Source organism: Diaminobutyricimonas aerilata, from assembly GCF_002797715.1.
Taxonomy (GTDB): Bacteria; Actinomycetota; Actinomycetes; order Actinomycetales; family Microbacteriaceae; genus Diaminobutyricimonas; species Diaminobutyricimonas aerilata.
Map to the genome: position 1 here is coordinate 1,489,855 of NZ_PGFF01000001.1, position 25,201 is coordinate 1,515,055.

Consider the following 25,201-nt stretch of genomic DNA (forward strand, 5'->3'; position numbering starts at 1 on the left):
CGCGCGGCCTACCCGAGTTGCGCGAGCACCTCGGCGCCGAGCAGTTCGAGGTGCTCGAGGTCGGTCATGTCCATGGTCTGCAGGTAGACCCGGTCGGCACCGAGCTCGCGCAGACGGCCGAGCTTGTCGACCGCCTCGGCGGGACTCCCGGCGACGTTGACCACGGCGAAACCCTCCGGGTCCTCGCCGATCGCCCGTGCGCGGCGCTCGTACTCGTCGCGAGTCGCACCGACCACGGTGGGCAGCGCGACGGAGTAGCGCAGGTCCGCGGGATCGCGGTCGTGGTCTTCGCACGCCCGGCGCACGACGGCGAACTTCTCGGCGATGGTCGACTCGTCGGTGAAGCCGATGTTGTACTCGGTCGCGAACTGCGCGGCCAGGGCGGGCGTGCGCTTGGGGCCGCCGCCGCCGACGACGACCGGGATGCGCGACTGCACGGGCTTCGGCAGGGCGGGGGCGTCGGTGAGCGAGTAGTGCGCGCCGTCGAACGAGAACGTCGCGCCCTCGGGGGTCGACCACAGGCCGGTGACGATCGCGAGCTGCTCCTCGAGCAGGTCGAAGCGCTTCTCGGGGAACGGGATGCCGTACGCGGCGTGCTCCCGTGCGTACCAGCCGGTGCCGAGACCCAGCTCGGCCCGTCCACCGGACATCTGGTCGACCTGCGCGACCTGGATCGCGAGGATGCCGGGCACCCGGTAGGTCGCCGACGACACGAGGGTGCCGAGGCGGATGCGCGAGGTCTCGCGGGCGAGGCCGGCGAGCGTGGTCCAGGCGTCGGTCGGGCCGGGCAGCCCGTCGTGGTCGCCCATCACGAGGTAGTGGTCGCTGCGGAACCAGCCGGTGAACCCGAGCCGCTCGGTCGCCTGGGCGTGGGCCAGGATCGTCTCGTAGGAGGCGCCCTGCTGGGGTTCGGTGAAGATGCAGATTTCCACCGGCACATCCTATGCTTGGCCCGTACACGGGAGTCCGGTGAGCCGGGCTGAGAGGAAGCTGCTCCAAGCTTCGACCGTCGAACCTGATCTGGATCATGCCAGCGCAGGGAGGCATTCTCGAGACCCGTGCCGTTCCTCCACGTGAAAGGCACGTCATGACCACCGCAGTCCCCACCGCATCCGGTACCCGATCGCGCTACTCCTGGCGTGTCGTCGACATCGTCGTCGCGAGCGTGATCGGCGTCGCGAGCGGAGTCGTTTTCTGGGCGTGGGGCATCTTCTGGAACGTCGGGAGCATCCCGCTGGCGTTCCTGCCCGGACTGTCGGCCCTCCTCGCCGGGGGATGGCTGTTCGCCGGGGTGCTCGGCGGACTCGTCATCCGCAAGCCCGGCGCCGCCCTCTACACCGAGGTGATCGCCGCCCTCGTCTCCATGGTGATCGGCACCCAGTGGGCGTGGCTGACGCTCCTCTCCGGCGTCGTGCAGGGGATCGCTATCGAGATCGTGTTCGCGATCCTCGCCTACCGCGCATGGCGGATGTGGACGGCGGTGCTCGCCGGGATGGGCGGCGCCGTCGGCCTCGTCATCACCGACCTGACCGTGTGGTACCCCGCGACGGACGCGGTCTTCAAGACGGTGTACGCGCTCTCGGCGCTCGTCTCGGGCGCGCTGCTCGCCGGTCTGCTGAGCTGGTTCGCGATGCGTGGACTCGCCCGCAGCGGAGCGCTCGCGCGCTTCGCCGCCGGGCGCGAGGTCTCGGCCTAGGTGATCGCCCCGGTCGGGGCGGAGGCGCGCGGCTGGGGCTGGACGTACGCCGGGCGCCGCGCCCCCGTCGCGACGGGGCTCGATCTGCGCATCGAGCCGGGGGAGCGTGTGCTGTTGCTCGGTGCATCCGGGTCCGGCAAGTCGACGCTCCTGCACGCCCTCGCGGGCGTGCTCGGCGACGACGAGGGTGACCAGCACGGCGCGCTGTTCGTCGGGGGCGGGCCGCCGGCCGCGGCGCGCGGGAGCGTCGGGCTCGTGCTGCAGGACCCCGACTCCCAGATCGTGCTGTCCCGAGTGGGCGATGACGTCGCCTTCGGGTGCGAGAACCTCGCCGTGCCGCGCGAGGAGATCTGGCGCCGGGTCGAGCAGAGCCTGCGCGACGTGGGGCTCACCGTGCCGCTCGATCGTGCGACGTCCGCCCTGTCGGGCGGTCAGAAGCAGCGGCTCGCGATCGCCGGGGCCCTCGCGATGCACGCCGGCCTGCTCCTGCTCGACGAACCGACCGCGAACCTCGATCCGGCGGGGGTGCTCGAGGTGCGCGACGCCGTCGCGCGCGCCGTGGGCGCCACGGGCGCGACGCTCGTGGTGGTCGAGCACCGCGTCGCGGTATGGCGCGACCTCGTCGAGCGGGTGGTCGTGATCGACGGCGGGGCGGTGGTCGCCGACGGCGCCCCCGATGCGGTGCTCGACCGCGAGGGCGACCGGCTCGCGCGACTGGGGGTCTGGGTGCCCGGTCGGAAGCCGGCCCCGCCGACCCGCGCGCGGGACCCGCGCTCCTCCGGCATCGAACTGCTCACGACCGAGGGACTCGTCGTCGGTCGCGACCGGATGCCCGTCGCGTCGGTCGACGTGCCGGCACTGCGACCCGGGCGGATGCTCGGACTCAGCGGAGCGAACGGGTCGGGAAAGTCGACCCTCGCCCTGACCCTCGGTGGACTGCTCGCCCCGGTGGCCGGCGAGGCGATCGCCGGGCCGCTCCTCGCCGACGGCGCCGGGCCGCTCCCGCACCGCTGGCGGTCCCGGCAGCTGCTCACCCGCATCGGATCGGTGTTCCAGCATCCCGAGCACCAGTTCCTGACCGGATCGGTGCGCGCCGAACTCGAGGTCGGGCCGCGAGCTCTGCGCATGCAATCCGGTGAGATCGCCCGCCGCGTCGAGCCGCTGCTCGAGCGGTTGCGGCTCTCGGCGCTCGCCGGGGCGAACCCCTTCACCCTCTCGGGAGGCGAGAAGCGCCGGCTGTCGGTCGCCACGGCGCTCGCGACGGCGCCGCGGGTGCTCGTGCTCGACGAACCCACCTTCGGGCAGGACCTGCGCACCTGGACCGAGCTCGTGGCCCTCCTCGCCGAGCTGCTCGACGAGGGCCGTGCCGTCGTCTCCGCCACGCACGACGCCGAGTTCCTGGATGCTCTCGCCGACGATCGGCTGGTGCTCGCGTGAACGCGCTCGCGCGGGTCAATCCCGTCACGGCCTTCGCCGCCGCCCTCGTGCTCTCCGTCAGCCTGCTCGTCTCCCTCGACATCGTCACCGCGTCGGTCGCCCTCGCGGCGGAGCTGCTGCTCATCCCGTTTGCCGGGGTGCCCTGGCGCACCTTCTGGGTCCGCACGGCGCCGGTGTGGATCGCGGCACCGCTCGCCGGGGTCACGACCGCGCTGTACGGCGAGGACTCAGGCCGGGTGCGGCTCGAGCTCGGGTTCGTCACGGTCACCGACGGGTCGCTCGAGCTCGCGGCGGTCATCGCGCTCCGCGTCCTCGCGGCGGGCATCCCCGCCATCGTGCTGTTCATCACGGTCGACCTCACCCGCTTCGCCGACGGGCTCGCGCAACTGCTGCACCTGCCCGCCCGCTTCGTGCTCGGCGCCCTCGCCGGGCTGCGGCTCGTCGGACTCTTCGTCGAGGACTGGCGCGCGCTCGAACTCGCGCGCCGCGCGCGAGGGGTGGCCGACCGCGGGCGGGTGCGCCGGTTCGCGGGTCAGGCGTTCGCCCTGCTCGTGCTGAGCGTGCGGCGCGGCACCAAACTCGCCACGGCGATGGAGGCGAAGGGTTTCCGCACCGATGCGCCCCGCACCTGGGCGCGGCCCTCGTCGGTGGGCCGGGCCGACGCGGTGCTGATGCTGCTTGCGATCGTGATCGTCGTCGCCGCGATCGTCACGTCGGTCTCCGTGGGGGCGTGGAGGTCGATCCTTGGCTGAGCGCGGCCCGGTGCTCCTCATCGACGGGCGGTCGGGGGCGGGCAAATCGGATCTCGCGCGCCTCGTCACCGGTCGGGTGCCCGGCGCGCAGCTCGTGCGCCTCGACGACGTCTATCCCGGATGGGACGGGCTCGCCGCGGGCAGCGCGCACGTCGTCGCGCACGTGCTCGATCCGGTCGCGCCGGGGTGGCGCGCGTGGGACTGGGCCGCCGAACGGGAGGGGCCGTGGGGCCCGCTCGACCCGGCACGCCCGCTGATCGTCGAGGGCTGCGGCGCCGCGAGCGCGGCGGCCCGGCAACGCGCTCACCTGACCGTGTGGGTCGAGCTCGATGCCGGCACACGCCGGCGTCGCGCCCTCGAGCGCGACGGTGACGCCTACGCCCCGCACTGGGAACGATGGGCCCGGCAGGAGGACGCCTTCCTCGCCGCCGAGCATCCCCGGGAGGGCGCCGACCTCGTCGTCGACGGCGTCGACGTCGCCGCATCGGTGGACCTCGTGGTCGACCGGTGGCTGGCGCCGGACGGGTGAGGCGGTCAGCCGCCGAAGAGCGCGCCGACGCGCGCCGACATCTCCACCGGGTGCGTCAACCGCCATCCGGGTCCCGGGTCGCGGATGGAGCCTTCCGCCCGGAGGGCGACGCGTTGCGTCGACCCGGCGACATCGAACGCGGCCGTGCCGACGTTGCGGCCGTCGGTGACGAAGCCGCCGCCCACGACGTCGACCGTCGCCGGGGGGAGCGACCCGGCGAACCCGGATCCGCTCAGCCCTCGGTCGGCCACGAGAGTCGCCTCGTCGCCCCACGCGGTACGCACCCGGGCGATCTCGGCGCCCTCGGCCACGACCTCCGTGGGCACGAGGGCGGCAGGAGCCGCCGCGAGGACGCCATCGAGCGCCGCCGACAGCGCGGGGTAGCTGTCCTGGGCGAGCATCGAGACATACACCGTCACCGGTTCGGCGCCCTCGGCCGTCGGCAACGGCATCGCGAAGAGCAGGCACACGCCGGCCGCGTCGGTGTAGCTGCGAGAGATGCCGCTGATGCCGGTCTCGGGTCGGTACTCGGCGTAGTCCTGCAATCCGCGACCGTTGCTCGAGTCGACACCGCGCTCGGCGTAGAGCGTCGAGAGCACCGGGTCCGTACCCGCGAGCTGTGCGATGCGCGCGAGGTCGGCGGCCGAGGCGACATCCGCGGCCGCGATCCCGGTCGCATCCACGACCTCGGCGGAATCGAGACCCTGCTCGTCGAACCAGGCCGCCGCAGCATCCAGGTAGGCCGCGACCGATCCGAACGCCCAGCGCGCGAGGGTCTCGGAGAGGTTGTTGCTCGAACCGAGCGCGACGGCGGCGAGCAGTTCGCGCTGCGTCCAGGTGGATCCCGCGGTCACCGGCGTCACGCGCGCGCCCTCGGCGGAGTACTTCGCGAACGCCGTCACGTCATCCGCCGTGATCGTCACGGTGTCGCCATCGCCGTCGGCGATCGGATGCGCATCGAGCGTCACGAGGCCGAGCACGGTCTTCGCGGCCCCGGCCATGGGCACGGCGTCGGGGGAGCCGCCGGTGCCGAGCACGGTGCCGTCGGCGCTCACCAGAGCAGAGGCCCCCGCTGCGGGCAGCGGCACCGCGAGCGGCGGCATCTCCGTCGGCTCGGTGAACGCGGTCTGCACCACCCGCGGCTCCGGAAGCGGCGGCAGCAGCGTGACGGCGCCGTAGACGCCGGGGGTCAGGATGGCGAGCGTGCCGATGAGCACGCCGATCCCGCGCGCGATGCGCCTGCCCTCGACCATGCGGCCAGGCTAACCGCCGCGCAGGCCCGATCCGGGCAGCGACTCAGGCCCAGCCGAGCTCGTGCAGCTGATCGTCGTCGATGCCGTAGAAGTGGGCGATCTCGTGCACGAGTGTGACGTGGATCTCGTCGCGCAGTTCGTCGAGATCCGCCGCGATGGCCAGCAGGGGCTCGCGGTAGAGCACGATGCGGTCGGGCAGCTCACCGAACCCATACTGACCGCGTTCGGTCAGGGCGACGCCGTCGTACAGGCCGAGCAGGTCGAGGGACCCGTCCTCCGGGCGGTCCTCGGTGACGAAGACGACGTTGTCGAGGCCCTCGACCATCTCCTCGGGCAGCTCGTCGAGCTCGTCGGCGACGATCTCCTCGAACTCCTCCGGACTCAGTTCGAGACTCATGCGGGCTCGTCGATCGCGTGCAGCAGCGACTCCTGCAGGTAGCCGAGCCAGTCGTACACCATCCGCATGCCCTCGTCCGGCGCCCCGGGGTCGTCATCGTGCTCGATGCCGAGTCGTGACGCGACGACGAGACGCAGATCGGTGAGCGTGCGCAGCCAGGAGAGCACGAGTCCGTCGTCGAGCTCCACTCGTGCTCCGTCGTCGGCCGTGTCGTCGACCCGGGCGAGCGCCGCTCCGACGCGGACCGCGTCGGCGCGCTTGCCGTCGAGGAGGGAGCGCCCGGTGAGCTCCCGGAACTCCTCGGAGGCGGGGGCGTCGTCCCGATGGGCGTCGGGCAGCAGGCGGGCCACCGCGGGGTCGTCCCGGCCGCCGTCGAGCACCGTCGGCAGCTGTCCCACGAGCTGCGCGAGCAGGTCGCGTTCTTCGCGCGCGAGCTCGACGGCGACACGGCCGTCGGGCATCCGTTCGAACCCGATCACGCGTCCTCCCGCTGCAGCGTCGCCCACAGCCCGTACGCGTGCATGGCCTCGACGTGGCGCTCCATCTGCTCGCGGGGTCCGCTCGCGACGACGGCGCGCCCCTCGTTGTGCACGAGGAGCATCAGGCGCTCCGCCTCCTCCCGCGGGTGACCGAAGTACGTGCGGAAGACGTAGGTGACGTACGACATCAGGTTCACCGGGTCGTTCCAGACGATGGTGACCCAGGGCACGTCGGGTGCGACGCGCGTGGCGGCGTCGGTGCGTTCCTCGGTCAGCGGCACGCGTCCAGCCTACGGGCGGGGCGGATGGGCGCGGGTGGTCATGACGAGCCGGACCGCGCCCTCCTCGGCGGAGGTCTCGAGGCCGACGGTGATCCCGCCGGTCTCGTCGGTCGAGGAGGCGTGGGTGCCGCCGCAGGGGATCGTCACGACGCCGTCGGGCAGCTCGGCGCGCCACCGGCGACGGTCGGTCAGATCGGGGCCGTCGCTCTCGATCGTGATCGGGATGCCGGCCGCCGTCCATTCGGCGAGCCGGGCGTTCACGACCGAGCCCACCGCCTGGACGTCGTCGAGTGCCGCGGGGTCGAACCCCTTGCGCCGCAGGGACTTGCCGATGCGGTAGACGTCCACGGAGCCGTCGGCGGTGATGGTCGAGGTTTCGATCGCGAGGGCGTCGAAGTCCGGCGAGCCGGCGGCATCGGGCTGCACCTCTTTGCGCCACGCGGAGGCGAGCGCGGCGTTGAGCGCGAGCGAGGCGAGGTGGCACGCGGTGTGGCCGACCGAGAGCGCCCGCCGCAGGTCGCCGTCGACGCTCACGGTGACGGTGTCGCCCTCGGCGGGCGCACCGGCGGCGTCGACGAGGTGCGCGACGACGAATGCCCACCCGTCGGTGCCCTTGCGCACGGGGACCTCGCGGCCCAGGTGCAGCGAGGCGCCGTCGGTCGCCGCGACGACCGCGTCGACGATCGGCACCCGGGTGTCGCCGACGAGGAGCTCTCCCGCGTCGGCACCCTGGTCGGGCCAGGCCTCGTCGCGGGGGTGGAACGCGGTCGCCTCGAGCAGCACGGCCGCGCGCGCATCGCCGAGCGCCTCGACGTGCAGCACGGTCGTCGTGTTGCCCAGGGCGCTGGAGGGGTAGAGCACAGTCGTGTCACGCGCGGGAAGGGTCATGCCTCCACGCTAGAGGGCCGCGCGACGCTCACTCAGCCGCTGTCCCGCCCGGCTGCGCGTGGCCTGCCAATGTCGAGTCGACTTCGGTTTTCCCTCGCTATCCGAGAAGCGATGTGATACCCCTCAGGTAGCAGGGGCGGAACGTATGGGGCATTCCGGGTTTCTCCTCCAGACAGGCAGGGGGCCCGCTGTGGCCGTTCGTTCTTCTTCCCTTCGCACCTTGTGCGCGGTCACCGTGACGGGGGTGCTCGCTCTGGGCATCTGCGTCGCCTCGGCGTCGAGCGCGACCGCCGCGACCGTCATCGACGGGCCGATCGACCTCGGCACGGCCGAGACGTTCGGCGTCCTCGGCGCCAGCGCCGTCACCAACACCGGTCCGTCGGTGGTGAACGGCGACCTCGGGGTCAGCCCGGGCACCTCCATCACCGGCTTCGAAGGACCGCCCGCCGGTGACGTCACCGGCACGATCCACCAGACGGACGCCGTGGCATCCCAGGCGCAGACCGACCTGACCGACGCCATCGGCGACGCGGCCGGCCTCACCCCGACCACGTCCGGCGTCGGCGAGCTCGCGGGACTCTCGCTCACGCCGGGCGTCTACTCCGGCGGCGAGCTGTCGCTCAGCACCGGCGGCCTGCTCACCCTCGCGGGCGCCGCGGATTCGATCTGGGTCTTTCAGGCGGCGAGCACCCTCACCGTCGGGTCTGCGGCACAGATCCAGGTCACCGGCGGGGCGACCTCGTGCAACGTGTTCTGGCAGATCGGCAGCTCGGCCACGATCGGCAGCGGAGCGGACTTCGTCGGCACCGTCATGGCCGGCGCCGCGATCACCGCCAACACGGGGGCGGACATCGAGGGCCGACTCCTCGCGAACGGCACCGCCGTCACCCTCGACACCAACGACATCACGGTCCCCGACGGCTGCGAGCCCGGCTCCGAACCGGTCGAGACCGACAGCCCCGAGTTCACGTCCGAGGCCCCCTCGAGCGGAACTGTCGGCACGCCGTACACGCACACCGTCACCGCGACGGGCACCCCTGCTCCGACGTACACGGTGACGGACGGCACGCTCCCCGAGGGTCTCGCGCTCGATGAGGTCACCGGCGTCATCTCCGGCACCCCGACGACGCCGGGCACGTTCACCTTCACGGTGACGGCGAGCAACGGAACCGAGCCCGACGTCTCGGCGATCACGACGATCACGATCGCGCCGGCCGCGGTCGTGCCGCCGCCCGCTCCCGTCGCCCCGGGAACCGGCACATCGGGCGCCGCCGAGCTCCCCGCGACGGGAACCGACCCGGCGCTCGCCGCGATTCTCGCGACCCTCCTGCTCGCGCTCGGAGCGGCGTTCACCGTCCGGCGCGCGGCCCGACGGGCCTGAACGGGGCGCTAGCGCCCGGTCCCGCCGCAGCCATCGACGACCCGCTGCGCGGGTCGGAGGAGATTGGGGTGGACGACGGGACTCGAACCCGCGACATCCGGCACCACAAGCCAGCGCTCTACCAACTGAGCTACGCCCACCATGCGCCTCGCGTGGCGAGGCAACCGGATGATCATAGTACGAAAGCCGGGGCCTCCGTGCTCACGCGAGGCGCGTGGCCCAGGCTTCCGTGACCTCGGCCGAGGCGAGCTGAACTTCCTCGGTCGTCGGACCGGGATCGGGCACGAACGCCGCGCGACGGTAGTACTGCAGCTCCCGGATCGATTCGAGGATGTCGGCGAGGGCGCGGTGGCCGCCGTTCTTCGCGGGGGCGTTGAAGTAGACGCGGGGCAGCCAGCGTCGGCACAGCTCCTTGATCGACGACACGTCGACGTTGCGGTAATGCAGGTGCGCGTCGACGCGCGGCATGTACTTGGCCAGGAACATGCGGTCGGTCCCGATGGTGTTGCCGGCGAGCGGTGCGTGCTGGGCCGAGGGCACGTGAGCGAGGATGTACTCGATCACCTCGTACTCGGCCTCGGCGAGGCTCTTGCCGTGCGGGATCTCGTCAATGAGTCCGCTCTCGGTGTGCATGTTCCGCACGAACTCGCTCATGTTGTCGAGGGCCGACTGATCCGGCTTGATCACCACGGTGAAGCCCGGATGCACGGGCTCGAGATCGAAGTCGGTGACGACGACGGCGACCTCCACGAGCTCGTCGACCGCGAGGTCGAGTCCGGTCATCTCGCAGTCGATCCACACCAGACGGTCGTCAGCAGCAGCCATTCGGCCACTCTAGCGAGGGGGCACGACCGTGATCGGCATCGGCAGCTTGGCGGCGATGCCGTCGCCGGTCGACACCCGGCGCAGGCGCCGGCCCACCCAGGGCAGCGCATGCGTGGTGAGCCAGCCCATCGTCGTGAGCGTGCGCACCGGCTCGGCCGCCGCGGTCGGTTCCCCCGGCACCTCGAAATACGGCACGCCGAGCGACGAGGCGGCGCGGCGCGCGAGCACGCGATGGCCGGCGCTCGTGAGGTGCACCCGATCCTGCGACCACATCGCCCGATCGCGGAACTCGCGGATGCCCCAGAGGTCGAGCGTGTAGGTCTGCTGCGTCCGCGCGATGGACCACATGTGCGCGTTGAAGACGGCGGCGCGTCCCCGCAACGGACGCAGGAAGAGCGCGAACTGGGGATCGAAGCAGTTAGCGAGCAGCACGTCGACGCCCGCCTCGCGCAAACGGCGCACCCCGAGATCGATGCGGTCCGCGAGCGCGTCCGGGTCGGAACGGGGAGTCATCAGATCGTTGCCGCCGACCATCACGGACACCAGATCCGGTTTGAGATCGAGCGCGGCGGGGATCTGTTCGTCGACGACGTCGCGCACCCGGCGACCGCGCACCGCGAGGTTCGCGTAACGGATGCCGTCGCCGTTCCCGAGCCGGGCGTTGCCGTCGAGGATGGCGGCGAGGCGGTCGGCCCAGCCGAGCCAGGGCTCGCCGGATCCGACGATCGGGTCGCAGAATCCTTCGGTGATCGAGTCACCGAGGGCGACGTAGCGGGTCCATCCCGGTCGGTCCATGAGCACAGTGTTGCCCCGGACCGCGCACCGGACCACCGCGTCGCGGCCGCCTTTCCTCACCGGAAAGCAAGAATTCAGCCCTCGTACACTGGGGGCATGTCTGACACCACCCCCCGAGTCGCCCAGGGCGACGAGTACGTCGTGCTGTTCTCCGGCGGTCCCTTCGACGGCCAGACCGAGCGGCGCATCAGCACCGACGGCACCTGGGATGACGAGGTCACCGTCATCGTCTCGCAGGAGGGCATCGACACCCAGCTCGTCTACGCCGCCAAGAGCGCCGTCGACGTCGGTCACGAGGTGCACGTCACCTACATCTGGGATCAGCTCGACAGCGAAGAGCTCGAGGATCCCATGGAGAGAAACGACCGCTGAGAGAGGCGACGCGGACGCCCCGGCAGCGGGCATCCGCGTCACCTTCTTCAGCTCCGCCTTCTGCGAGCCGTGCGCGCGCACGCGTGCGGTGCTGGACCGTGCCGAGGCGGTCGTCCCCGGGCTCGTCGTGGACGAGCGGGACGTCGCCCGTCACGTCGACGAGGCCGAGGCGCGCGCCATCCGGTCGACCCCCACCGTCACGATCGACGACCGGGAGGGCGCTGAGGTGTTCCGTGCCGAGGGCATCCCGACGCTCGACCAGGTGCTCGTCGCGATCGCGAAGGCAGTCTGAACCCGTCGGTCAGGCGGCGTCGCCGATGGTGATCGCCTCGGCTTCGGTGAGCGTGCTCTCAGATCCGTCGTCGATGCGGGCGAGAGCGCGCCGGCCGAACAGCACGACGAGGGCGGCGATCAGCACGCTCGCGGCGGCGACGACGTAGGGCATGCTCTCCGACACGCTGTCGGCGAGCACCGTCGCGAGGGGCGGGGCGACCGCGCCGCCGATGAAACGCACCGCGGAGTACGCCGACGACGCGACGGATCGAGGCAGATCGGTCGCCTCCATCACGCTCTCGGTGAGCACCGTGTTGAGCACGCCGAGCAGGAGGCCGCCGACGACGACGCACGCGACGAGCGCTGCGGGGGACCCGACGGTGACCGCGGCGACGAGCAGGTCGACCGCGAGCAGCGGAAGCACGACCGCGAGCACCGTCGTGCGTCGCGCGCGGGCCGTGAGCAGCGGGGCGACCCACACGGACGTGATCGCGAGCCCGACACCCCACCCGAAGAACGTGAGCCCGATGCCCATCGCGTCGAAGCCGAGCGGGAACGGCGTGTAGGCCAGCAGCACGAAGAACCCGATGTTGTAGAACAACGCGGTCACGGCGAGCAGGGCGAGGGCAGGCCGGCCGAGGGCGCGCAGGGGAGCGCTGAGTCGCGTGCGCTCGCGCGGTTCGTCCGCGTCGGTTCTCAGCAGCACCGCGATCGCGATGAACCCGATCGCCATGAGCGTCGCGGTGCCGAAGAACGGTCCGCGCCAGGAGATCCCGCCGAGCAGGCCGCCGAGCAACGGCCCGATCGCGATTCCGAGTCCCAGGGCGGCCTCGTAGAGCACGATGGCGGAGGAGGTGCCTCCGCTCGCGGCGCCGACGATCGTCGCGAGGGCGGTGGAGATGAACAGCGCGTTGCCGAGTCCCCACCCGGCGCGGAATCCGATGACCGCCTCGACGTCACCGCTCAGTGCGGCCGCGAGCGCGAATACGACGATGAGCCCGAGACCGATGAGCAGGGTGCGCTTCGGGCCGAGCCGGCTCGAGACGAAGCTCGTGACGAGCATCGCGAGACCGGTGATGAGCAGGTAGCTCGTGAACAGCAGTTCCGCCTCGGTCGGGCTGGCGTCGAGGTCAGCGGCGATCGCCGGGAGGATCGGATCGACGAGGCCGATGCCCATGAACGCGATGACGCTCGCGAAGGCGACGGCCCACACCTGTCCCGGCTGCTTGAGGATGCTCGACCCGTGGGTGCCGCTCACGCGACCGCCTCCCCGTGCCCGAGGTGCTGGGTCAGGAGTCGCGCCGCGCGGTCGAGCGTGGCCCAGTCGGCGGCGTCGAGGTCGCCGAAGTGCGGTTCGAGGGTCTCGGCGAGCCGGGTGCGCCAGGAGTCGAGGGCTCGCGAACCCTTCGGGGTGATCGCGATCGTCCAGGCCCGCGCGTCGTCGCTGTCGGCGATGCGGTACACGAGCTCGTCGGAAATGAGCTCGCGCAGGAGCTTCGTCATCGCCGGTTGGCTGATGCGGCTGCTCGCGGCGAGCTCGCCGACGCGCATCCCGCCTTCGGCTTCGAGGATGGACAGGGTGCGCCAGACGGCCGCGGGGGTGGTGCTGCCCGTCTCCTGGGCGGCGAGCCGGGTGAGCCGGTGCGTCGCGACGAGCAGCGCCTCCAGGGTGTCGGAGTGCGAAGTGGTCATGTCACAATCGTATAACCTGGATATATAACCAGGTTATCCGTTCGCGCAGGGCGATGCGCCTCGCGGCGGAGCGACGCGGAGCCGACGGTTGTGCCGCGGAGACGCGCGGCGAGGGTGATGGTGCCCCCGGCAGGAATCGAACCTGCGACCGACAGATTAGAAGGCTGCTGCTCTATCCGCTGAGCTACGGGGGCGCGCCTCCGAGGGTACTACGCCGCTCCGAAAGGCCTTGCTACGCTGCGTGAGGCTTCATCGGACTCGCCGGCGCGGCATCCGGCGAGACGGCGGAGGTGACGATGGGGTGGTGGCGTCTTTCCGCGCGCCGTGCTCGTCGTCAGGCGTCCCTGCTCCTCGCCGTCGCCGCGGTGACTGCGCTCGTGACGGGTGGACTCTCGGTGGTCCTGGCGGTGGGCGACGACGCCCTGCGCGACGGCGCGCGAGGGATCGTCGCGGCCGCGACGCCGCAGGCGGCCGCGGTGCGACTCGAGACGGCGTACGACCTCGATGATCCCGACGGGCAGACGGCCGAGGTCGATGCGGTGCTGGCCGGTGCCCTACGTGACGCGCCGGTGCGGGTGGATCGCACGGTGACCGCTCTGCCCGTGCCCCTCCCTGACGGGCGATCCGTGGTGCTGACCTGGTTCCCGGCCGACCACGAGGTGCGCGTGCTCTCCGGGGCCTGGCCCGTCGACGCCGGGCAGACGGCCGTGTCGACGGGCGCGGCGGAACGTCTGGACGTCGCGGTCGGCGACCGCATCGCGACCGGCGTCGGCGACCTCGACGTCGTCGGGGTGTGGGAGGCGCGGGACGTCCACTCGGCGCGCTGGAACGCGGACCCGCTGATCCGACGCGGTGAGTCGGCGGAGGGTCTCGGTCCGCTCGTCGTCGCGGAGCCCGTGCTCGCCGACGTGGCGCGTGCCGACGTGTCGTGGACCATCCGCCCCGAGCCCTCGGCCCTCTCGGTGGCGACCGTGCCCGGGCTCCTGCTCGCGTTCGAGCGGCTCCGCGCGGCGATCCCCGACATCGGGGACGGCAGCGACGCCGTCACTCTCGACGGCGCGCTCGACGGCACGCTCGACCGGGTCGTCCGAGCGGATGCCACGGCACGGGCGCTCGCCGCCGTGCCGATCACCCTGCTGCTCGTCGTGTGCACGCTCGTGCTCGCGCTCCTCGGCCGTGAACTGGGTGCGGCCCGCGCCCCGGACACCGTACTGATGCGATCGCGCGGCGCGTCCGCCCGCGCGCTCACCGCCGTCGTCGGGGTGGAGGCGCTCGCGGCGGCCGCCGTCGGCGCCGCGGTCGGCGCCGCCGTGGTCGCCGGGTCGTCGGCGCTCGGAGTGCCCGCACGGGTCGACACGGTGATCGTGGTCGCCGGCGCCGCCGTGGCGGGGGCCACGTCGACGCTCCTGGTCGCGGGACGCCCGCGGTGGGAGCCCGCGCGCGAGCCGTCCGGTCGCGCCGCCGTGCTCGCGGACCTCGGGGTGCTGCTGCCGCTCGTCGCGGTCACGGTGCTCGCCGTCGCGCAATTGCACAGCGGCGGACTCGTGCACGGGGGACTCGACGCCGTCGACCCGCTCGCGGCCGGGGCGCCGTCGCTGCTCGTCGTCGCGCTCCTGCTGATCGCGCGGATCTTCGTGGGTCCCGTGCTCGGCGCGGCCGCGCTCGTCGCCGCTCGAGGTCGTGGGCTGCTGCCGGTGTACCCGCTGCGGCAGCTCGCACGACGCGCGCGCTCCGTGTCGGCGGGCTTGCTCGTCATCGCGCTGGGCGCGGCCGGCATCCTCTTCGCGGCGACCGTGCAGCGCACCGTCGCCGCGTCGGATGCGCGGGCGGTGTCGGCGGTCGTCGTGGCCGACGCGCGGGTGCGGTTCGCCCCGCGCGACCTGCCCGACGACCTGACCGGGCTCGCGGAGGCGATCGGCGGGAGCGACGGGGTCGACGCCGTGCTCCCGGCGCTCGTGAGCGAGGGCGACCTCGGCGGCTCGCCGGTCGACGTCGTCGCGGCCGACGTCGACAGCGTCGCCCGACGGGCACCCGGGTTCGCTCTGCCTGACCGCGTCGGCGACGACCCCGCGCGGCTGGATGCCGTCATCACCGACGATCTCGCGCGGCGGGCCGCCCTGCGGGTCGGTGACTCCGCACACCTCGCCATGCGGGGCGTGCCACCCGAGCTTCCGCTCGAGGTCGCCGCGGTCGTCGCCGACATCCCCGCGGGCGTCGGTCCGGACGGGGTCTTCCTCGACCGCGCCGACCTCGACGCGGCCGTCGAGGCGGCCGGAGCAACACCCCCGGGCGATGACGAGCTGTGGGTGCACGGGCATGGTCCGCTCGAGGACACCGTGTCGGCGGCGCTTCCCGTGCGTGCGGAGGTCGTGACGCCGACAGCCGTCTCCGACGGGCCGGTGCTGGGCGCGGTGGCCGGGCTCTCGTGGGCGACGGCCGCAGCGACCGGGGTCGTGGGGATGCTCGGCTTCATCGCGGTGCTCGCTGCCCTCGCACGCGCCCGTGCGCCCGAAGTGCTGCCGCTCCGCGTCGCCGGAGCCTCACCGCGCCTGCAGGGGCGCTCGCGATTCGTGGAGACGGTGGGGTTGGCGGCGCTCGGCGGCGTCACCGGTGCCGCCGGGGGTGTGGCGGCCGCCGTCTTCACCGTGCCGCTCGCCACTGCATCCATCGCCCGCGCGGCACCGGGGGTGGAGTGGCCACCGGTCGCCTGGGCCGCCCTCGCCGGTGCCGCCGTCGCCCTGGCCATCGGGGGCGCCGCGGCCCGCGCCGTGCAGCGACTCGCCTCCGCCCCCTCGCGACGGGAGGGACTGTGATGAACCCCACCCGGCTCGGCTGGAAGGCGTCGACGACGACGCCCGTCGTCTCGGTGCTCGTCGCCGCTGTGGTGGCTCTCGTGTCGCTCGTCGGTGCCGCCCTGCCCGGGGTACTGGCCGCGTCGCGCGATGCCGAATCGTCGTGGGTGCTCGACCGCGTGCAGCCGCTGACCCGCGACCTCTCCGCACGGCCGATCCCCGCGTCCCCGGTGCCCGGCGAAGGGTCGGGGCGCACCGCGATGGCGCTGCCCGAGGGCGCCGAGGCGTGGGGTGCGGCCCTGGACGACCTCGACCGGTACGCGTCGGGACTCGACCCCGCGTTGCGTGACGTGCTCGGGGTGCCGCAGGCGATCGTGCACCTCGAGGATCTCCGGCTCACGACGGAACGCCGGCCGGTGCCGCCGATCGGATCGCTCATCCTGCATCTCGACCCGCGCTGGCAGGAGCGGGTGCGCATCGTCGACGGGGTGGCGCCGGAGTGGGGCGGCGCTCCCGCCGACGGCGTTCTCGACATCGTGCTCACCCGCACGATCGCCGAACCCCTCGACTGGCCGGTGGGGGAGACGCGCACCTGGGGGGTGGGGGAACGCAGCCGCCCGTTGCGTCTCGCGGCCATCGCCGAACCGCTCGACGACGACGCCGGATCGTGGATCCGCACGCAGAACGCGCTCGTGCCGACCGTGGAGGACGCGAACAACCAACAGGTCCTGCACGGCGGTGCGTTCGCCGATCCTGCGCTGATCGAGCAGCTCGACCGATTCGGCGTGCGCAGCACGGACCTGTGGTTCCCCCTCGTGCCCGACCGGCTGGAGACCGACCGGATCGACGAGCTCTTGCGCGCCACCCTCACGGTTCCCCCGCTGCGGTCGGACTTCGTCGATGCCGAGGACAACCGCCTCACCGACGCGGAGCTGTCCACGGGGATGGCCGACGGGTTGCGAGCGGCGCTCGACCGGGTCGACGGCCTCGATGCGATGGCGGGCATCGTGGCCGCCGGGCCCCTCGGACTGCTCGTCGTCGTGTCGACGCTCGCGGCGCGTCTGCTCGCGGTGCGCCGTCGGTCGACACTCGTGCTCGCCGCGGCCCGCGGCGCCTCGCCGGCACTCCTCGCCGGCTGGCTCGCTCTCGAGGGTCTGTCGATCGGGGTGGTCGGAGCGGTCGCCGGCTGCCTCGCCGGATCGCTCCTCGCGCCCGGCGGCGGACCCGCCGTGCTCGTGCTCCCCGCACTCGCCGCACTCGTGCCGGCGGTGACCCTCCCGTTCGCCGGCCTCGACGCGACGGCCGCCTCTCGTCGTCGCGACCTCGACGCCGGAGTGGGCGGTCGAGGGCGGGTGCTGTCGGAAGTCGGCGTCGTGCTCGTCGCCGCGTTCGCGGTGGTGCCCGTGCTGGCCACTCCGCCGGACGGGGAGGCCGCGCCGTCCGCGAGCGCCCTCGTGCTGCCGATCGCGATCGCCACCGTGGGTGGACTCGCCGCGGCCCGGGTGCTTCCCCCCGTGTTGACGGTGCTCGCCGCGACCCTCCGACGCGCGCGCGGCCCGGTCGCGCTCGTGGGACCGGCACGTGCCATCCGCGACCCCGCGCTGCGGGTGCTCGCCCTCGGCGCCATGGTGGGCGCCGTCGCGATCGCCGTGTTCGCGGCCGGCCTGTCGGCGACCGTCTCGGGCGGCATCCGCGACGCCGTGCGGTACCGCGTGGGAGCCGATGCCCGGATCGTCGCTCCGTTCGTCGATGCGGACGCGATCGCGGCGATCCGTGCACTGGACGGGGTGGAACGAGCTGCGCCGGTGTACGCCGATGAACGGCGCGAGGTGACCTTCCCGGTGGGCAGCGGCCGCGCCACCGTCTACGTCGTCGATGTGGCGGAGATGCGGGCCGTGCAGTCCGGCGGTTCCGCCCTGCCGTGGGTCGACCGCCTCACGCGGGCCGGGGAGCCCGTCCCGGTGATCGCGTCCGAGGAGTTCGCGCGGCGTGCCGGCGGCGAGACGGTGCAGATCCGTTCCCATGATCTCGACATCGTCGGCGTGGCCCCGAGCGACGGGCCGCTCGGTCCGGGGCGATTGTGGGTCGCCGTCGACCGCTCGGTCGCCGAGCAGATCGTGCGCACCCCGTTCTCGCCGGCGGTCGTGCTCGTGAAGCTCGATGCGGGGGCTTCGGCGGGCGACCTCGCGGCGCCCGTCCGCCGGCTCCTCGGCGACGCCGCCGGCGTGACGGGGGTCGAGGAGGCGGTCGTGGATCGCGCCACCGAACCGGTCGTCGGCACGCTCGTCGGGGTGGCGGCGGCGGCGTCCTCGCTCGCGGCGGCGTTGCTCGCGGTGACGGTGGCGCTCTCGCTCATCCTCGCGGGCCGCGCACGGGCCCGGGATTTCACCCTGCTGGGAGCGCTCGGGGTGCGGCGCCGACAGCAGTGGGGCCTCGTGCTGTGGGAGATCGTGCCCGCCGCGGTGGTCTGCGCACCGTTCGGCGTCGCGGCCGGCATGACCCTCGCGGCGCTCGTCGCACGCGCGAGAGACCTCCGCGTCTTCACCGGAGGCACCGTGGCGCCTCCCGTCGAGGTCGACCCGTGGCTCGTGCTCGTGCTGCTCGGCGGCTTCGGTCTCGTCGTCGCGCTCGCGACGACGATCGCGCTCGCGACCGCGCGTCGCACCGACGTCGCCGGCACCCTGCGTTCGATCGATCCGGAAGGATGACCCCATGACCGCCTCCGCCGACGATGAGCCGGACATCCTGTGCTCCGAACTCGTGCGCATCTTCGTGGCCAAAGGCATCGAGGTGCAGGCCCTGCAAGGCCTCGGGCTGCGCGTCGATCGCGGGGAGCTGGTCGCCCTCGTCGGCGCCTCGGGCTCCGGCAAGTCGACGCTGCTCACGATCCTCGCCGGACTGGACACCCCCACCGCCGGCGCCGCGCGCGTCGCCGGTCACGACCTCATCGCCATGCGCGGAGCCGAGCGATTGCGGTATCGCCGCGAGAGCGTCGGGTTCATCTGGCAGCAGACCGCCCGCAACCTGCTGCCGTACCTCTCGGCCGAGGAGAACATCGCCTTCGCCCACACCGTCGCCGGGGTGGTGCCGCGTCGACGCCGTGCCGAGGTGGCGGACGGGCTGCTCGACCTCCTGCGTCTCGGTGATCTGCGGGCACGGCGCCCGCACGAGCTGTCGGGCGGTCAGCAACAGCGCGTCGCGATCGCGGTGGCGCTGGCGAACTCGCCGCGGGTGCTGCTCGCCGATGAACCGACGGGCGAGCTCGACGAGGCGACGAGCGCCGACGTGCTCGCCACGATGGAGGAGGTCAACCGCGAGCGCGGCGTGACGACGCTCATCGTGACCCACGACCCGGCCGTCGCCGATCACGTCGACCGCACCGTCCGCATCCGTGACGGTCGCACCTCGACCGAGGTGCTCCGCCGCACCGAGACCGACCACACCGGTCAGGAGGTGCGCGTCGCCGAGGAGTTCGCCGTGCTCGACGCGGTGGGGCGGATGCAGCTCCCCGCCGAGTTCACGCGGACGCTCGGGCTGCGCGAACGGGTGCGACTCTCGCTCGAGCCCGATCACGTGGCCGTGCGACCGGGGCAACGGTCCGCGAACGCCGATGTGCCGGTCGAGGGGAGCGACGGATGAGCGAGCCGGTGCTGCGGGCGATCGGAGTGCGGCGCGTCTACGGCGACGGCACGGCCGCCGTGACGGCGCTCGACGGCGTCGACCTCGACCTGCACCCCGGTGAGTTCGTCGTGCTGCGGGGGCGATCCGGGGCGGGCAAGTCGACTCTGCTCGCGATCCTGAGCGGGCTCGACGCGCCGACCGCGGGTCGCGTGGAGCTCAACGGCCGCCCGGTCGCCGACGCCGATGCGGTGCGGCGTGGGCGCGTCGCCTCGGTGTTCCAGAGCTTCGCGCTCATCCCGGTGCTGAGCGCGTCCGAGAACGTCGAGGTGCCGTTGCGGGTGCGGCGCGTGAGACCCGACGAGCGGCGTCGGCGGGTGGCGGAGGCGCTCGCGGCGGTCGGTCTCGCCGGGCACGCCCTGCAGCGGCCGGCGGAACTCTCGGGAGGCCAGCAGCAGCGGGTGGGCATCGCCCGGGCGATCGTCGGCCGGCCCTCGGTGCTGCTGGCCGACGAGCCGACCGGTCAGCTCGACAGCGAGACCGGGCGCAGCGTCGTCGACCTGCTCGTGCGTCTCGTGCACGAGCGTTCGATGAGCGCCCTCGTCGCGACCCACGACCCGTCGGTCGCCGAACGGGCCGACCGGGTGGTGGAGATCCGCGATGGGCGGCTCGTGCATCACCGCTGAGCGCGGTACGGCGCGGTCGCGCCGTCAGTCGGAGAGACGCTCGACGAGACGCTCGACGAAGGCGCCCTGTGCTCGCACGAGCCGCGTCACCGCGACGGCGGGCTCGAACCAGCCGACCCGGTCGATCTCCGGGACGGTGATCGTGCGTCCGGACCCGCGCGGCAGCTCGAGCTCGAAGGTCCCCGGTCGGATCGACGCGGGGTCGAGATCGGCGCGCACCGCCCACGCGATCACCGTCTTGCCGTTCGACTGACGCACCTCGCCGAGGGGCACGGGGTCGCCGTCCGGCGCGGGCACGCCGAGCTCCTCGGTGAACTCGCGGCGGGCCGCGTCGAGCGGATCCTCACCGGGCTCTACCTCGCCCTTCGGGATCGACCACGCCCCGGCGTCCTTGTGACGCCAGAACGGACCGCCCATGTGCGCGATGAGCACCTCGAGGTGCGGCGGATCACCGCGATACAGCAGCAGTCCGGCGCTCAGCACCATGCGTGCGTCGCCTCGACCCGTGGTCGGTCGCGACCGGCGTCAGCGCTCGTCGTCGGGCGTCGGCGCGATGCGCTGACGCACCGCGCTCGCGGTGACGGGCGGCGGGGCGTCGTGCTCCGGTCGCACGCCCGAGCGGATGCCCTCCGCGCGATCGATCGCTCCGGTGACGCGTTCCGGTTCGGTGGCGTCGACCGGCCCGGTCGACGAGGGGTCGTCCGACGCGCTCGTGCTCCCCGTGTCAACGGGTCGCGCGGCGGTGGTCGTCGCGGTCGCCGCCGGGAGGGCGGTTGTCGTCGCCGTCGGAGCGGCGGGGGCGAGCGCCGACGTGGGGAGCGGTGTGGCCTGCGTCGTCGGGGTCGACGTCACGACCGTCGGGGTGGAACTCTCCCGCTCCGCGGGAGCGGAGTCGACCTGCGAGGCGGCCCACTCGCGCTGGCGGTCGAGCAGCGGGTCGGTGGATTCGGGCTTGTCGAACTTCCAGCGCTCGAGGTCCTGCTTGAACAGCTTGCGGGCGCGTCCGGGCCGGTGCTGCCACTCGATCAGCCGGTCGCGGAACTCCTCGAGCGTCTGATCGGCCTGGAAGCTGAAGTTCGCGGAGTTGCGCTTCATCTCGGCGATCTGGTGGGCGGCCCAGTCCGCCGCGAGCGTCGATCCCGAAAGCGGCAGGAGGCGCACGCGCACCTCGGCCTCGCTCAAGAGGTGCTCGTAGTGCTCCTGCTCGCCGGTCGACAGGTTGTTCCAGGTCGCCGCCTTGCGGCCGCCCGCGATGAGGGTCGCGACAGCGGACGCCTTGTACTCACGGTCGTGGTGCCGGATTTGTCCGCGGATGGCGGCACGGGCGATGAGCGCCGCGAGCACGCCGGCGATGAGGATCGCCAGGAACGGGAAGACGGCGGTCGAGAGCACCCGCCAGCCGTCTTCGGAGCCCAGCCAATCGAGGAAGTCGGTCCACCACTGCATGCCCGTACCGTACGACGCGGGCCGGGACGGCCGGGGATCGCGCGCCGGTACGGCGAAGATTGCACTCACTGCAAGGAGTGCGGGGCGGGTCAGAACCGGAAGCAGCTCACCGCATCCTCGAACCGCCAGAACTCGCCGACCGGCGAGAAGCGTCGCTGGGTGGGCAGGTAGCGCTTCGCACGGAACCGGTCCCCGCCGGGTGTGCGTTCCGACTCCACATACCCCAGCACGTCTCCCGTCGAGCGGCAGATGCGCCACAGCCCGTCGTGGAGCTGGATGAGGGACAGGCCGGATCGGGTGACGGCGGTGTCCGCGAGGTCGAGTCGCATGGTGCTCCCTTCTCGTGACCGCCGGCCCGGTCGGTTCGAGAGCAACCTATGCACCGCCACCGACATCCGGACGGGAGGCCGTCCGGATGCCGGTGGAGGGATCAGCGCGTGCCGGTGCCGTCGACCGCGAGCGGCTCGATCGCGGCGATCTCGTCGTCGCTGAGCGCGACGTTCTCGAGCGCGGCCACGTTGTTCTCGAGCTGCTTGACGCTGCTCGCCCCGATGAGGGCGCTCGTCACCTGGGGGTGACGCAGCACCCACGCGATGGCGAGCTGGGCGAGCGTCTGACCGCGACCCTGCGCGATCTCGTTGAGCGCCCGGGCCCGGTCCAGGTACTGCTCGTCGATGTTCTCCTCGGTGAGCCAGCGCCCTTCGGCGGCGCGGGAGTCCGACGGAACGCCGTTCAGGTAGCGGTCGGTGAGCAGCCCCTGAGCCAGCGGCGAGAACACGATGCTGCCCGCGCCCACCTCGTCGAGCACGGGGAAGAGGCCGTTCTCGATGTGACGGTCGAACATGTTGTAGCGGGGCTGGTGGATCGTGAGGGGGATCTTGTGCTCCGCGAGGGCGGCCGCGGCGGCGCGCGTCTGCTCGGGGGAGTAGTTGGAGACGCCGACGTAGAGCGCCTTGCCCTGCTGCACGGCGCTCGCGAGCGCACCCATCGTCTCCTCGATGGGCGTCTCCGGGTCCGGACGGTGGTGGTAGAAGATGTCGACGTAGTCGAGCCCCATGCGGTTGAGGCTCGCGTCGAGCGACGACAGCAGGTACTTGCGGGAGCCCCAGTCGCCGTAGGGGCCCTCGTGCATGTAGTAGCCCGCCTTCGTCGACACGATGATCTCGTCGCGGTAGGGGCGGAAGTCGTCGGCGAAGACCCGGCCGAAGTTCGATTCGGCGGCTCCGGCCTCGGGACCGTAGTTGTTTGCGAGGTCGAAGTGGGTCACGCCCAAGTCGAACGCGCGGCGCAGGATGGCCCGCTGCGTCTCGAGGGGACGGTCCGTCCCGAAGTTGTTCCAGAGACCGAGCGAGACCTGGGGCAGTCGCAGCCCGCTGCGGCCCACCCTCGCGTACTCGATCCGGTCGTAACGGTCTGATGCGGCGTTGTACGGCATGCGGTCAGCCTATTGCGGCACGGGAACAGCGGAGCGGGTATGCGGGTTGCACCCGGTGGATGTGGAGCCGGGTCCCACCCGGCGGGAAGTAGGTTCGGAACATGCAGACGTTCGTTGTCGCCGGTGGTTGTTTCTGGTGTCTGGATGCGGTGTACCGCACGCTCAAGGGCGTGTCGGATGTCGTGTCGGGCTACACGGGAGGCGCCACGGCGAACCCCAGTTACGAGGCGGTGTGCACCGGTGCGACCGGTCACGCCGAGGCCGTCGCGGTCACCTTCGACGAGACGGTGATCCCCGTCGAGACGATCCTCGACGTGTTCTTCACCCTCCACGACCCGCGGCAGCTCAACCGCCAGGGGGCCGATGTCGGCACCCAGTACCGCTCGGCGATGTTCTACGCGGACGAGCAGCAGAAGGCGCTGTTCGAGGCCGCGCGCGACCGTGCGTCCGAGGTGTGGGACGGCGGGATCGTCACGCAGATCGAGCCGCTCGGCGAGTTCTACCGTGCCGAGGAGTACCACCAGGACTTCTTCGCGAAGAACCCGAACCAGGGCTACTGCCTCGCGGTCGCGCTGCCCAAGGTGAACAAGGTGCGCAAGTCGTACGCGCAGTACGTGCTCGCCTCCTGACGGTCCGCTGCGGATCCCGGCCGTCGCTTGACGGCGAGCGTACGGTGAGCAATCGGAAAGGAGTGGTGCGATGAACGACACGACCACGACTACGAAGAACGGCACCTGGGTGGCCTTCGGCGACGCCGGTGCGGTGGGTTCCATCCACCGTATGGAGGACGGGTACCTCGTCCGCCTGCTCGGCGATGAGCAGGTGAGACCGGTCTACCCGTCGCTCGAGGTGGCGAAGAGCGCGCTCGTCGCGGCCCTGCCCTCCGGGAGCGGCCGCCCGGAGTTCCGCGAACACTGATCCGCTCCGGCGCTCGACGCCGGCGCGACTCCTCACCAGCGACACCGACGCCGGTCGTCCCCACATTCCGGGGGCGACCGGCGTCGTCGTGTGTGCGGCCGGCGCAGGCTGGAGGTAGGGATCCGGGGCGGATCGCCCCGGCACGAGCCCCGCCCCGGATCCGTCCGCATCGACGAAGGAGGAACCATGTCCGACACCATCACGCTCACCGGCGTCGTGGGCACCGAGCCGAATCAGGTGGTCGCGAGCGGGAGTCTGGGCATCACGAGCTTCCGGCTCGCCTCGACCCACCGCTACTTCGACCGGCGCGAGCAGAAATGGGTCGACGGCGACACGAACTGGTACACCGTGAGCGCGTTCCGCCAACTCGGCGACAACGTGCGCTCCTCCGTGCACAAGGGGCAGCGCGTCATCGTGCGGGGCCGGCTCAAGGTGCGCACGTGGGAGAAGAACGACCGCAGCGGCGTCACCGTCGACATCGAGGCGGATGCGGTCGGTCACGATCTCAACTGGGGCGCCGGTTCGTGGTCGCGCACGCTTCACGCGGTGTCGGCCAGCGAGCCGCCGGCATCCGACGCGGAGGCGTGGGCGCGGCCGGGAGCGGACGACGAGAGCGTGTCCGTGCTCGAGCCGACGCCGTTCTGACCGTCGGCGCGCGGCGCCGCCCGCCTGCGACGGTCGCCGCGTCCGGCCGCCCTAGACTCGAGGCGTGAAGCGACCCCTCGAGGCCCCCGCGCGTCGACCGGCCCTCATCGGCACCGTGGTGCTCGCGCTCGGCGCCCTGCTCGCGATCGCGGGCTGCACGGGCGGTCCGGCGCCGGCGCCGGAACCGAGCAGCAGTTCTCCATCGCCGAGCGGAACGCCCGCCCCCGATCCGGTCTTCGACCCGGTCGGCGGCGCTGAGCAGAACCTCGACTACTTCGACTTCGTCAACGAGCGCCTGCTCGGTCAGAACGGCGACCCCGACGGGCGCACGCTGATCGAGAACCTCGTCACGGCCGGATTCGACAAGGCCGCGATGGAGGTCACTCCCGATCGCACGGCCGTCGACCTCGATGCCGACAATGTGCAGTTCGCCGTGCGTTTCGCGGACGGGTGCCTTGTCGGGCAGGTCGGCAACACGGGCTACGTGAGCGCGGTCGCGCCGATCCTCGGCACCGGCAAGTGCCTCGTCGGCGCCACCCGGCCCATCGACTGGTAGACCTCCCCGCCCGGCCGGGAGGGGTGGCGCGTCGCGTCGTCGGGGCGCCCATCTC

29 protein-coding genes and 2 tRNA genes are annotated in these 25,201 nt (G+C 72.5%); 15 read left to right on the forward strand and 16 right to left on the reverse strand.

Features of this window, described 5'->3' with window-relative positions; all coding sequences use genetic code 11:
- Positions 1–8: 8 nt before the first annotated feature.
- Entirely contained in the window at positions 9–932 is a 924-nt protein-coding gene (locus CLV46_RS07105; RefSeq protein WP_100364132.1) for an LLM class F420-dependent oxidoreductase, read from the reverse strand.
- 155 nt (positions 933–1,087) lie between these two features.
- On the opposite strand from CLV46_RS07105, the gene CLV46_RS07110 reads away from it, so the two are divergent.
- Genes CLV46_RS07110 through CLV46_RS07125 form a run of 4 tightly spaced genes read left to right on the forward strand, consistent with a single transcriptional unit; the run spans position 1,088 to position 4,414 of the window.
- Entirely contained in the window at positions 1,088–1,696 is a 609-nt protein-coding gene (locus CLV46_RS07110) for an ECF transporter S component (RefSeq protein WP_100364133.1), read from the forward strand.
- Complete coding sequence (locus tag CLV46_RS07115; protein WP_100364134.1) at positions 1,697–3,133, forward strand: ATP-binding cassette domain-containing protein; 1,437 nt, start codon at positions 1,697–1,699, stop codon at positions 3,131–3,133.
- Complete coding sequence (locus CLV46_RS07120) at positions 3,130–3,885, forward strand: energy-coupling factor transporter transmembrane component T family protein (RefSeq protein WP_100364135.1); 756 nt, start codon at positions 3,130–3,132, stop codon at positions 3,883–3,885. The genes CLV46_RS07115 and CLV46_RS07120 overlap by 4 nt, the downstream gene beginning before the upstream one ends.
- Entirely contained in the window at positions 3,878–4,414 is a 537-nt protein-coding gene (locus CLV46_RS07125) for a nucleoside/nucleotide kinase family protein (protein WP_100364136.1), read from the forward strand. Before CLV46_RS07120 ends, CLV46_RS07125 begins: the two co-directional genes overlap by 8 nt.
- Positions 4,415–4,419: 5 nt before the next feature.
- On the opposite strand, the gene CLV46_RS07130 is transcribed toward CLV46_RS07125, so the two are convergent.
- From CLV46_RS07130 to CLV46_RS07150, 5 genes are read right to left on the reverse strand one after another with little or no spacing between them, the layout of a single operon-like run.
- Entirely contained in the window at positions 4,420–5,667 is a 1,248-nt protein-coding gene (locus CLV46_RS07130; RefSeq protein ID WP_100364137.1) for a D-alanyl-D-alanine carboxypeptidase family protein, read from the reverse strand.
- A gap of 43 nt (positions 5,668–5,710) precedes the next feature.
- Positions 5,711–6,064 carry a metallopeptidase family protein gene (locus CLV46_RS07135; protein WP_100364138.1) on the reverse strand — a complete coding sequence of 118 codons (354 nt, stop codon included), beginning with the start codon at positions 6,062–6,064 and terminating at the stop codon, positions 5,711–5,713.
- Positions 6,061–6,543, reverse strand: coding sequence for a DUF2017 family protein (locus tag CLV46_RS07140; RefSeq protein WP_100364139.1), 483 nt, complete (start codon positions 6,541–6,543; stop codon positions 6,061–6,063). The genes CLV46_RS07135 and CLV46_RS07140 overlap by 4 nt, the downstream gene beginning before the upstream one ends.
- A complete protein-coding gene (gene clpS, locus CLV46_RS07145; protein ID WP_100364140.1) occupies positions 6,540–6,824 on the reverse strand; it encodes an ATP-dependent Clp protease adapter ClpS in 285 nt (94 codons plus the stop codon). The genes CLV46_RS07140 and clpS overlap by 4 nt, the downstream gene beginning before the upstream one ends.
- 9 nt (positions 6,825–6,833) lie before the next feature.
- On the reverse strand, positions 6,834–7,712 hold the full coding sequence (locus CLV46_RS07150; protein ID WP_100364141.1) for an alanyl-tRNA editing protein: 879 nt from the start codon (positions 7,710–7,712) through the stop codon (positions 6,834–6,836).
- Between the two features lie 220 nt (positions 7,713–7,932).
- Here CLV46_RS07150 and CLV46_RS07155 point away from each other — a divergent pair, with 220 nt between their 5' ends.
- Complete coding sequence (locus CLV46_RS07155) at positions 7,933–9,093, forward strand: ice-binding family protein (RefSeq protein ID WP_170028546.1); 1,161 nt, start codon at positions 7,933–7,935, stop codon at positions 9,091–9,093.
- A gap of 64 nt (positions 9,094–9,157) precedes the next feature.
- Here the strand turns inward: CLV46_RS07155 and CLV46_RS07160 are convergent.
- The 3 genes from CLV46_RS07160 to CLV46_RS07170 all read right to left on the reverse strand — a co-directional run bounded on the left by CLV46_RS07160 (position 9,158) and on the right by CLV46_RS07170 (position 10,713).
- Positions 9,158–9,233, reverse strand: a tRNA-His gene (locus CLV46_RS07160).
- A 61-nt stretch (positions 9,234–9,294) separates the two neighbouring features.
- On the reverse strand, positions 9,295–9,918 hold the full coding sequence (orn, locus tag CLV46_RS07165; protein ID WP_100364143.1) for an oligoribonuclease: 624 nt from the start codon (positions 9,916–9,918) through the stop codon (positions 9,295–9,297).
- Between the two features lie 9 nt (positions 9,919–9,927).
- The gene (locus CLV46_RS07170; RefSeq protein WP_100365943.1) at positions 9,928–10,713 is read right to left on the reverse strand and encodes an SGNH/GDSL hydrolase family protein; all 786 of its coding nucleotides are present in this window, start codon (positions 10,711–10,713) and stop codon (positions 9,928–9,930) included.
- A 96-nt stretch (positions 10,714–10,809) separates the two neighbouring features.
- On the opposite strand from CLV46_RS07170, the gene CLV46_RS07175 reads away from it, so the two are divergent.
- Positions 10,810–11,085 carry an oligoribonuclease gene (locus CLV46_RS07175; protein WP_100364144.1) on the forward strand — a complete coding sequence of 92 codons (276 nt, stop codon included), beginning with the start codon at positions 10,810–10,812 and terminating at the stop codon, positions 11,083–11,085.
- Positions 11,086–11,173: 88 nt separating this feature from the next.
- Positions 11,174–11,377 (forward strand): thioredoxin, encoded by a 204-nt coding sequence (locus tag CLV46_RS07180; protein ID WP_245866614.1) that lies wholly within the window; start codon positions 11,174–11,176, stop codon positions 11,375–11,377.
- A 9-nt stretch (positions 11,378–11,386) separates the two neighbouring features.
- On the opposite strand, the gene CLV46_RS07185 is transcribed toward CLV46_RS07180, so the two are convergent.
- The 3 genes from CLV46_RS07185 to CLV46_RS07195 all read right to left on the reverse strand — a co-directional run bounded on the left by CLV46_RS07185 (position 11,387) and on the right by CLV46_RS07195 (position 13,244).
- Positions 11,387–12,616 carry an MFS transporter gene (locus CLV46_RS07185; protein WP_245866617.1) on the reverse strand — a complete coding sequence of 410 codons (1,230 nt, stop codon included), beginning with the start codon at positions 12,614–12,616 and terminating at the stop codon, positions 11,387–11,389.
- A complete protein-coding gene (locus tag CLV46_RS07190) occupies positions 12,613–13,050 on the reverse strand; it encodes a MarR family winged helix-turn-helix transcriptional regulator (protein WP_100364145.1) in 438 nt (145 codons plus the stop codon). Before CLV46_RS07190 ends, CLV46_RS07185 begins: the two co-directional genes overlap by 4 nt.
- A 118-nt stretch (positions 13,051–13,168) precedes the next feature.
- Positions 13,169–13,244, reverse strand: a tRNA-Arg gene (locus tag CLV46_RS07195).
- A 96-nt stretch (positions 13,245–13,340) separates the two neighbouring features.
- On the opposite strand from CLV46_RS07195, the gene CLV46_RS07200 reads away from it, so the two are divergent.
- The 4 genes from CLV46_RS07200 to CLV46_RS07215 are packed head-to-tail and all read left to right on the forward strand — an operon-like array spanning position 13,341 to position 20,146.
- Positions 13,341–15,863: a hypothetical protein gene (locus CLV46_RS07200; RefSeq protein ID WP_170028548.1), complete on the forward strand. Its 2,523-nt coding sequence runs from the start codon at positions 13,341–13,343 to the stop codon at positions 15,861–15,863.
- Positions 15,863–18,550, forward strand: a complete 2,688-nt coding sequence (locus tag CLV46_RS07205; protein ID WP_100364147.1) for an FtsX-like permease family protein — start codon at positions 15,863–15,865, stop codon at positions 18,548–18,550. Before CLV46_RS07200 ends, CLV46_RS07205 begins: the two co-directional genes overlap by 1 nt.
- A gap of 4 nt (positions 18,551–18,554) precedes the next feature.
- Positions 18,555–19,481, forward strand: a complete 927-nt coding sequence (locus tag CLV46_RS07210; protein WP_100364148.1) for an ABC transporter ATP-binding protein — start codon at positions 18,555–18,557, stop codon at positions 19,479–19,481.
- The gene (locus CLV46_RS07215) at positions 19,478–20,146 is read left to right on the forward strand and encodes an ABC transporter ATP-binding protein (protein ID WP_100364149.1); all 669 of its coding nucleotides are present in this window, start codon (positions 19,478–19,480) and stop codon (positions 20,144–20,146) included. The genes CLV46_RS07210 and CLV46_RS07215 overlap by 4 nt, the downstream gene beginning before the upstream one ends.
- Before the next feature lie 24 nt (positions 20,147–20,170).
- Here CLV46_RS07215 and CLV46_RS07220 read toward each other — a convergent pair whose 3' ends face one another.
- The 4 genes from CLV46_RS07220 to CLV46_RS07235 form a co-directional block, all read right to left on the reverse strand.
- Positions 20,171–20,632, reverse strand: coding sequence for an NUDIX hydrolase (locus CLV46_RS07220; protein WP_100364150.1), 462 nt, complete (start codon positions 20,630–20,632; stop codon positions 20,171–20,173).
- A gap of 39 nt (positions 20,633–20,671) precedes the next feature.
- Entirely contained in the window at positions 20,672–21,592 is a 921-nt protein-coding gene (locus tag CLV46_RS07225) for a hypothetical protein (RefSeq protein ID WP_211282162.1), read from the reverse strand.
- A gap of 89 nt (positions 21,593–21,681) precedes the next feature.
- On the reverse strand, positions 21,682–21,921 hold the full coding sequence (locus CLV46_RS07230) for a hypothetical protein (protein ID WP_100364151.1): 240 nt from the start codon (positions 21,919–21,921) through the stop codon (positions 21,682–21,684).
- Between the two features lie 101 nt (positions 21,922–22,022).
- Positions 22,023–23,027: an aldo/keto reductase gene (locus tag CLV46_RS07235; RefSeq protein ID WP_100364152.1), complete on the reverse strand. Its 1,005-nt coding sequence runs from the start codon at positions 23,025–23,027 to the stop codon at positions 22,023–22,025.
- Positions 23,028–23,128: 101 nt separating this feature from the next.
- Here CLV46_RS07235 and msrA point away from each other — a divergent pair, with 101 nt between their 5' ends.
- The 4 genes from msrA (at position 23,129) to CLV46_RS07255 (ending at position 25,146) form a co-directional block, all read left to right on the forward strand.
- Positions 23,129–23,656 (forward strand): peptide-methionine (S)-S-oxide reductase MsrA, encoded by a 528-nt coding sequence (gene msrA, locus CLV46_RS07240; RefSeq protein ID WP_100364153.1) that lies wholly within the window; start codon positions 23,129–23,131, stop codon positions 23,654–23,656.
- 70 nt (positions 23,657–23,726) lie between these two features.
- Positions 23,727–23,945: a methyltransferase gene (locus tag CLV46_RS07245; protein ID WP_100364154.1), complete on the forward strand. Its 219-nt coding sequence runs from the start codon at positions 23,727–23,729 to the stop codon at positions 23,943–23,945.
- Positions 23,946–24,131: 186 nt separating this feature from the next.
- Positions 24,132–24,590: a single-stranded DNA-binding protein gene (locus tag CLV46_RS07250; RefSeq protein ID WP_100364155.1), complete on the forward strand. Its 459-nt coding sequence runs from the start codon at positions 24,132–24,134 to the stop codon at positions 24,588–24,590.
- A gap of 64 nt (positions 24,591–24,654) precedes the next feature.
- The gene (locus CLV46_RS07255) at positions 24,655–25,146 is read left to right on the forward strand and encodes a DUF6993 domain-containing protein (RefSeq protein ID WP_245866619.1); all 492 of its coding nucleotides are present in this window, start codon (positions 24,655–24,657) and stop codon (positions 25,144–25,146) included.
- Positions 25,147–25,201 lie beyond the last annotated feature (55 nt).

Excerpts from the sequence above, each read along its gene's own strand:
- CLV46_RS07110 (WP_100364133.1), top strand. The coding sequence starts at position 1,088 with ATGACCACCGCAGTCCCCACCGCATCCGGTACCCGATCGCGCTACTCC.
- CLV46_RS07250 (WP_100364155.1), top strand. The coding sequence starts at position 24,132 with ATGTCCGACACCATCACGCTCACCGGCGTCGTGGGCACCGAGCCGAAT.
- msrA (WP_100364153.1), top strand. The coding sequence starts at position 23,129 with ATGCAGACGTTCGTTGTCGCCGGTGGTTGTTTCTGGTGTCTGGATGCG.
- CLV46_RS07225 (WP_211282162.1), bottom strand. The coding sequence starts at position 21,592 with ATGCAGTGGTGGACCGACTTCCTCGATTGGCTGGGCTCCGAAGACGGC.
- CLV46_RS07170 (WP_100365943.1), bottom strand. The coding sequence starts at position 10,713 with ATGGACCGACCGGGATGGACCCGCTACGTCGCCCTCGGTGACTCGATC.
- CLV46_RS07150 (WP_100364141.1), bottom strand. The coding sequence starts at position 7,712 with ATGACCCTTCCCGCGCGTGACACGACTGTGCTCTACCCCTCCAGCGCC.
- CLV46_RS07230 (WP_100364151.1), bottom strand. The coding sequence starts at position 21,921 with ATGCGACTCGACCTCGCGGACACCGCCGTCACCCGATCCGGCCTGTCC.
- CLV46_RS07245 (WP_100364154.1), top strand. The coding sequence starts at position 23,727 with ATGAACGACACGACCACGACTACGAAGAACGGCACCTGGGTGGCCTTC.
- CLV46_RS07175 (WP_100364144.1), top strand. The coding sequence starts at position 10,810 with ATGTCTGACACCACCCCCCGAGTCGCCCAGGGCGACGAGTACGTCGTG.
- CLV46_RS07220 (WP_100364150.1), bottom strand. The coding sequence starts at position 20,632 with ATGGTGCTGAGCGCCGGACTGCTGCTGTATCGCGGTGATCCGCCGCAC.
- CLV46_RS07130 (WP_100364137.1), bottom strand. The coding sequence starts at position 5,667 with ATGGTCGAGGGCAGGCGCATCGCGCGCGGGATCGGCGTGCTCATCGGC.
- CLV46_RS07235 (WP_100364152.1), bottom strand. The coding sequence starts at position 23,027 with ATGCCGTACAACGCCGCATCAGACCGTTACGACCGGATCGAGTACGCG.
- orn (WP_100364143.1), bottom strand. The coding sequence starts at position 9,918 with ATGGCTGCTGCTGACGACCGTCTGGTGTGGATCGACTGCGAGATGACC.
- CLV46_RS07215 (WP_100364149.1), top strand. The coding sequence starts at position 19,478 with ATGAGCGAGCCGGTGCTGCGGGCGATCGGAGTGCGGCGCGTCTACGGC.
- CLV46_RS07190 (WP_100364145.1), bottom strand. The coding sequence starts at position 13,050 with ATGACCACTTCGCACTCCGACACCCTGGAGGCGCTGCTCGTCGCGACG.
- CLV46_RS07210 (WP_100364148.1), top strand. The coding sequence starts at position 18,555 with ATGACCGCCTCCGCCGACGATGAGCCGGACATCCTGTGCTCCGAACTC.
- CLV46_RS07205 (WP_100364147.1), top strand. The coding sequence starts at position 15,863 with ATGAACCCCACCCGGCTCGGCTGGAAGGCGTCGACGACGACGCCCGTC.
- CLV46_RS07135 (WP_100364138.1), bottom strand. The coding sequence starts at position 6,064 with ATGAGTCTCGAACTGAGTCCGGAGGAGTTCGAGGAGATCGTCGCCGAC.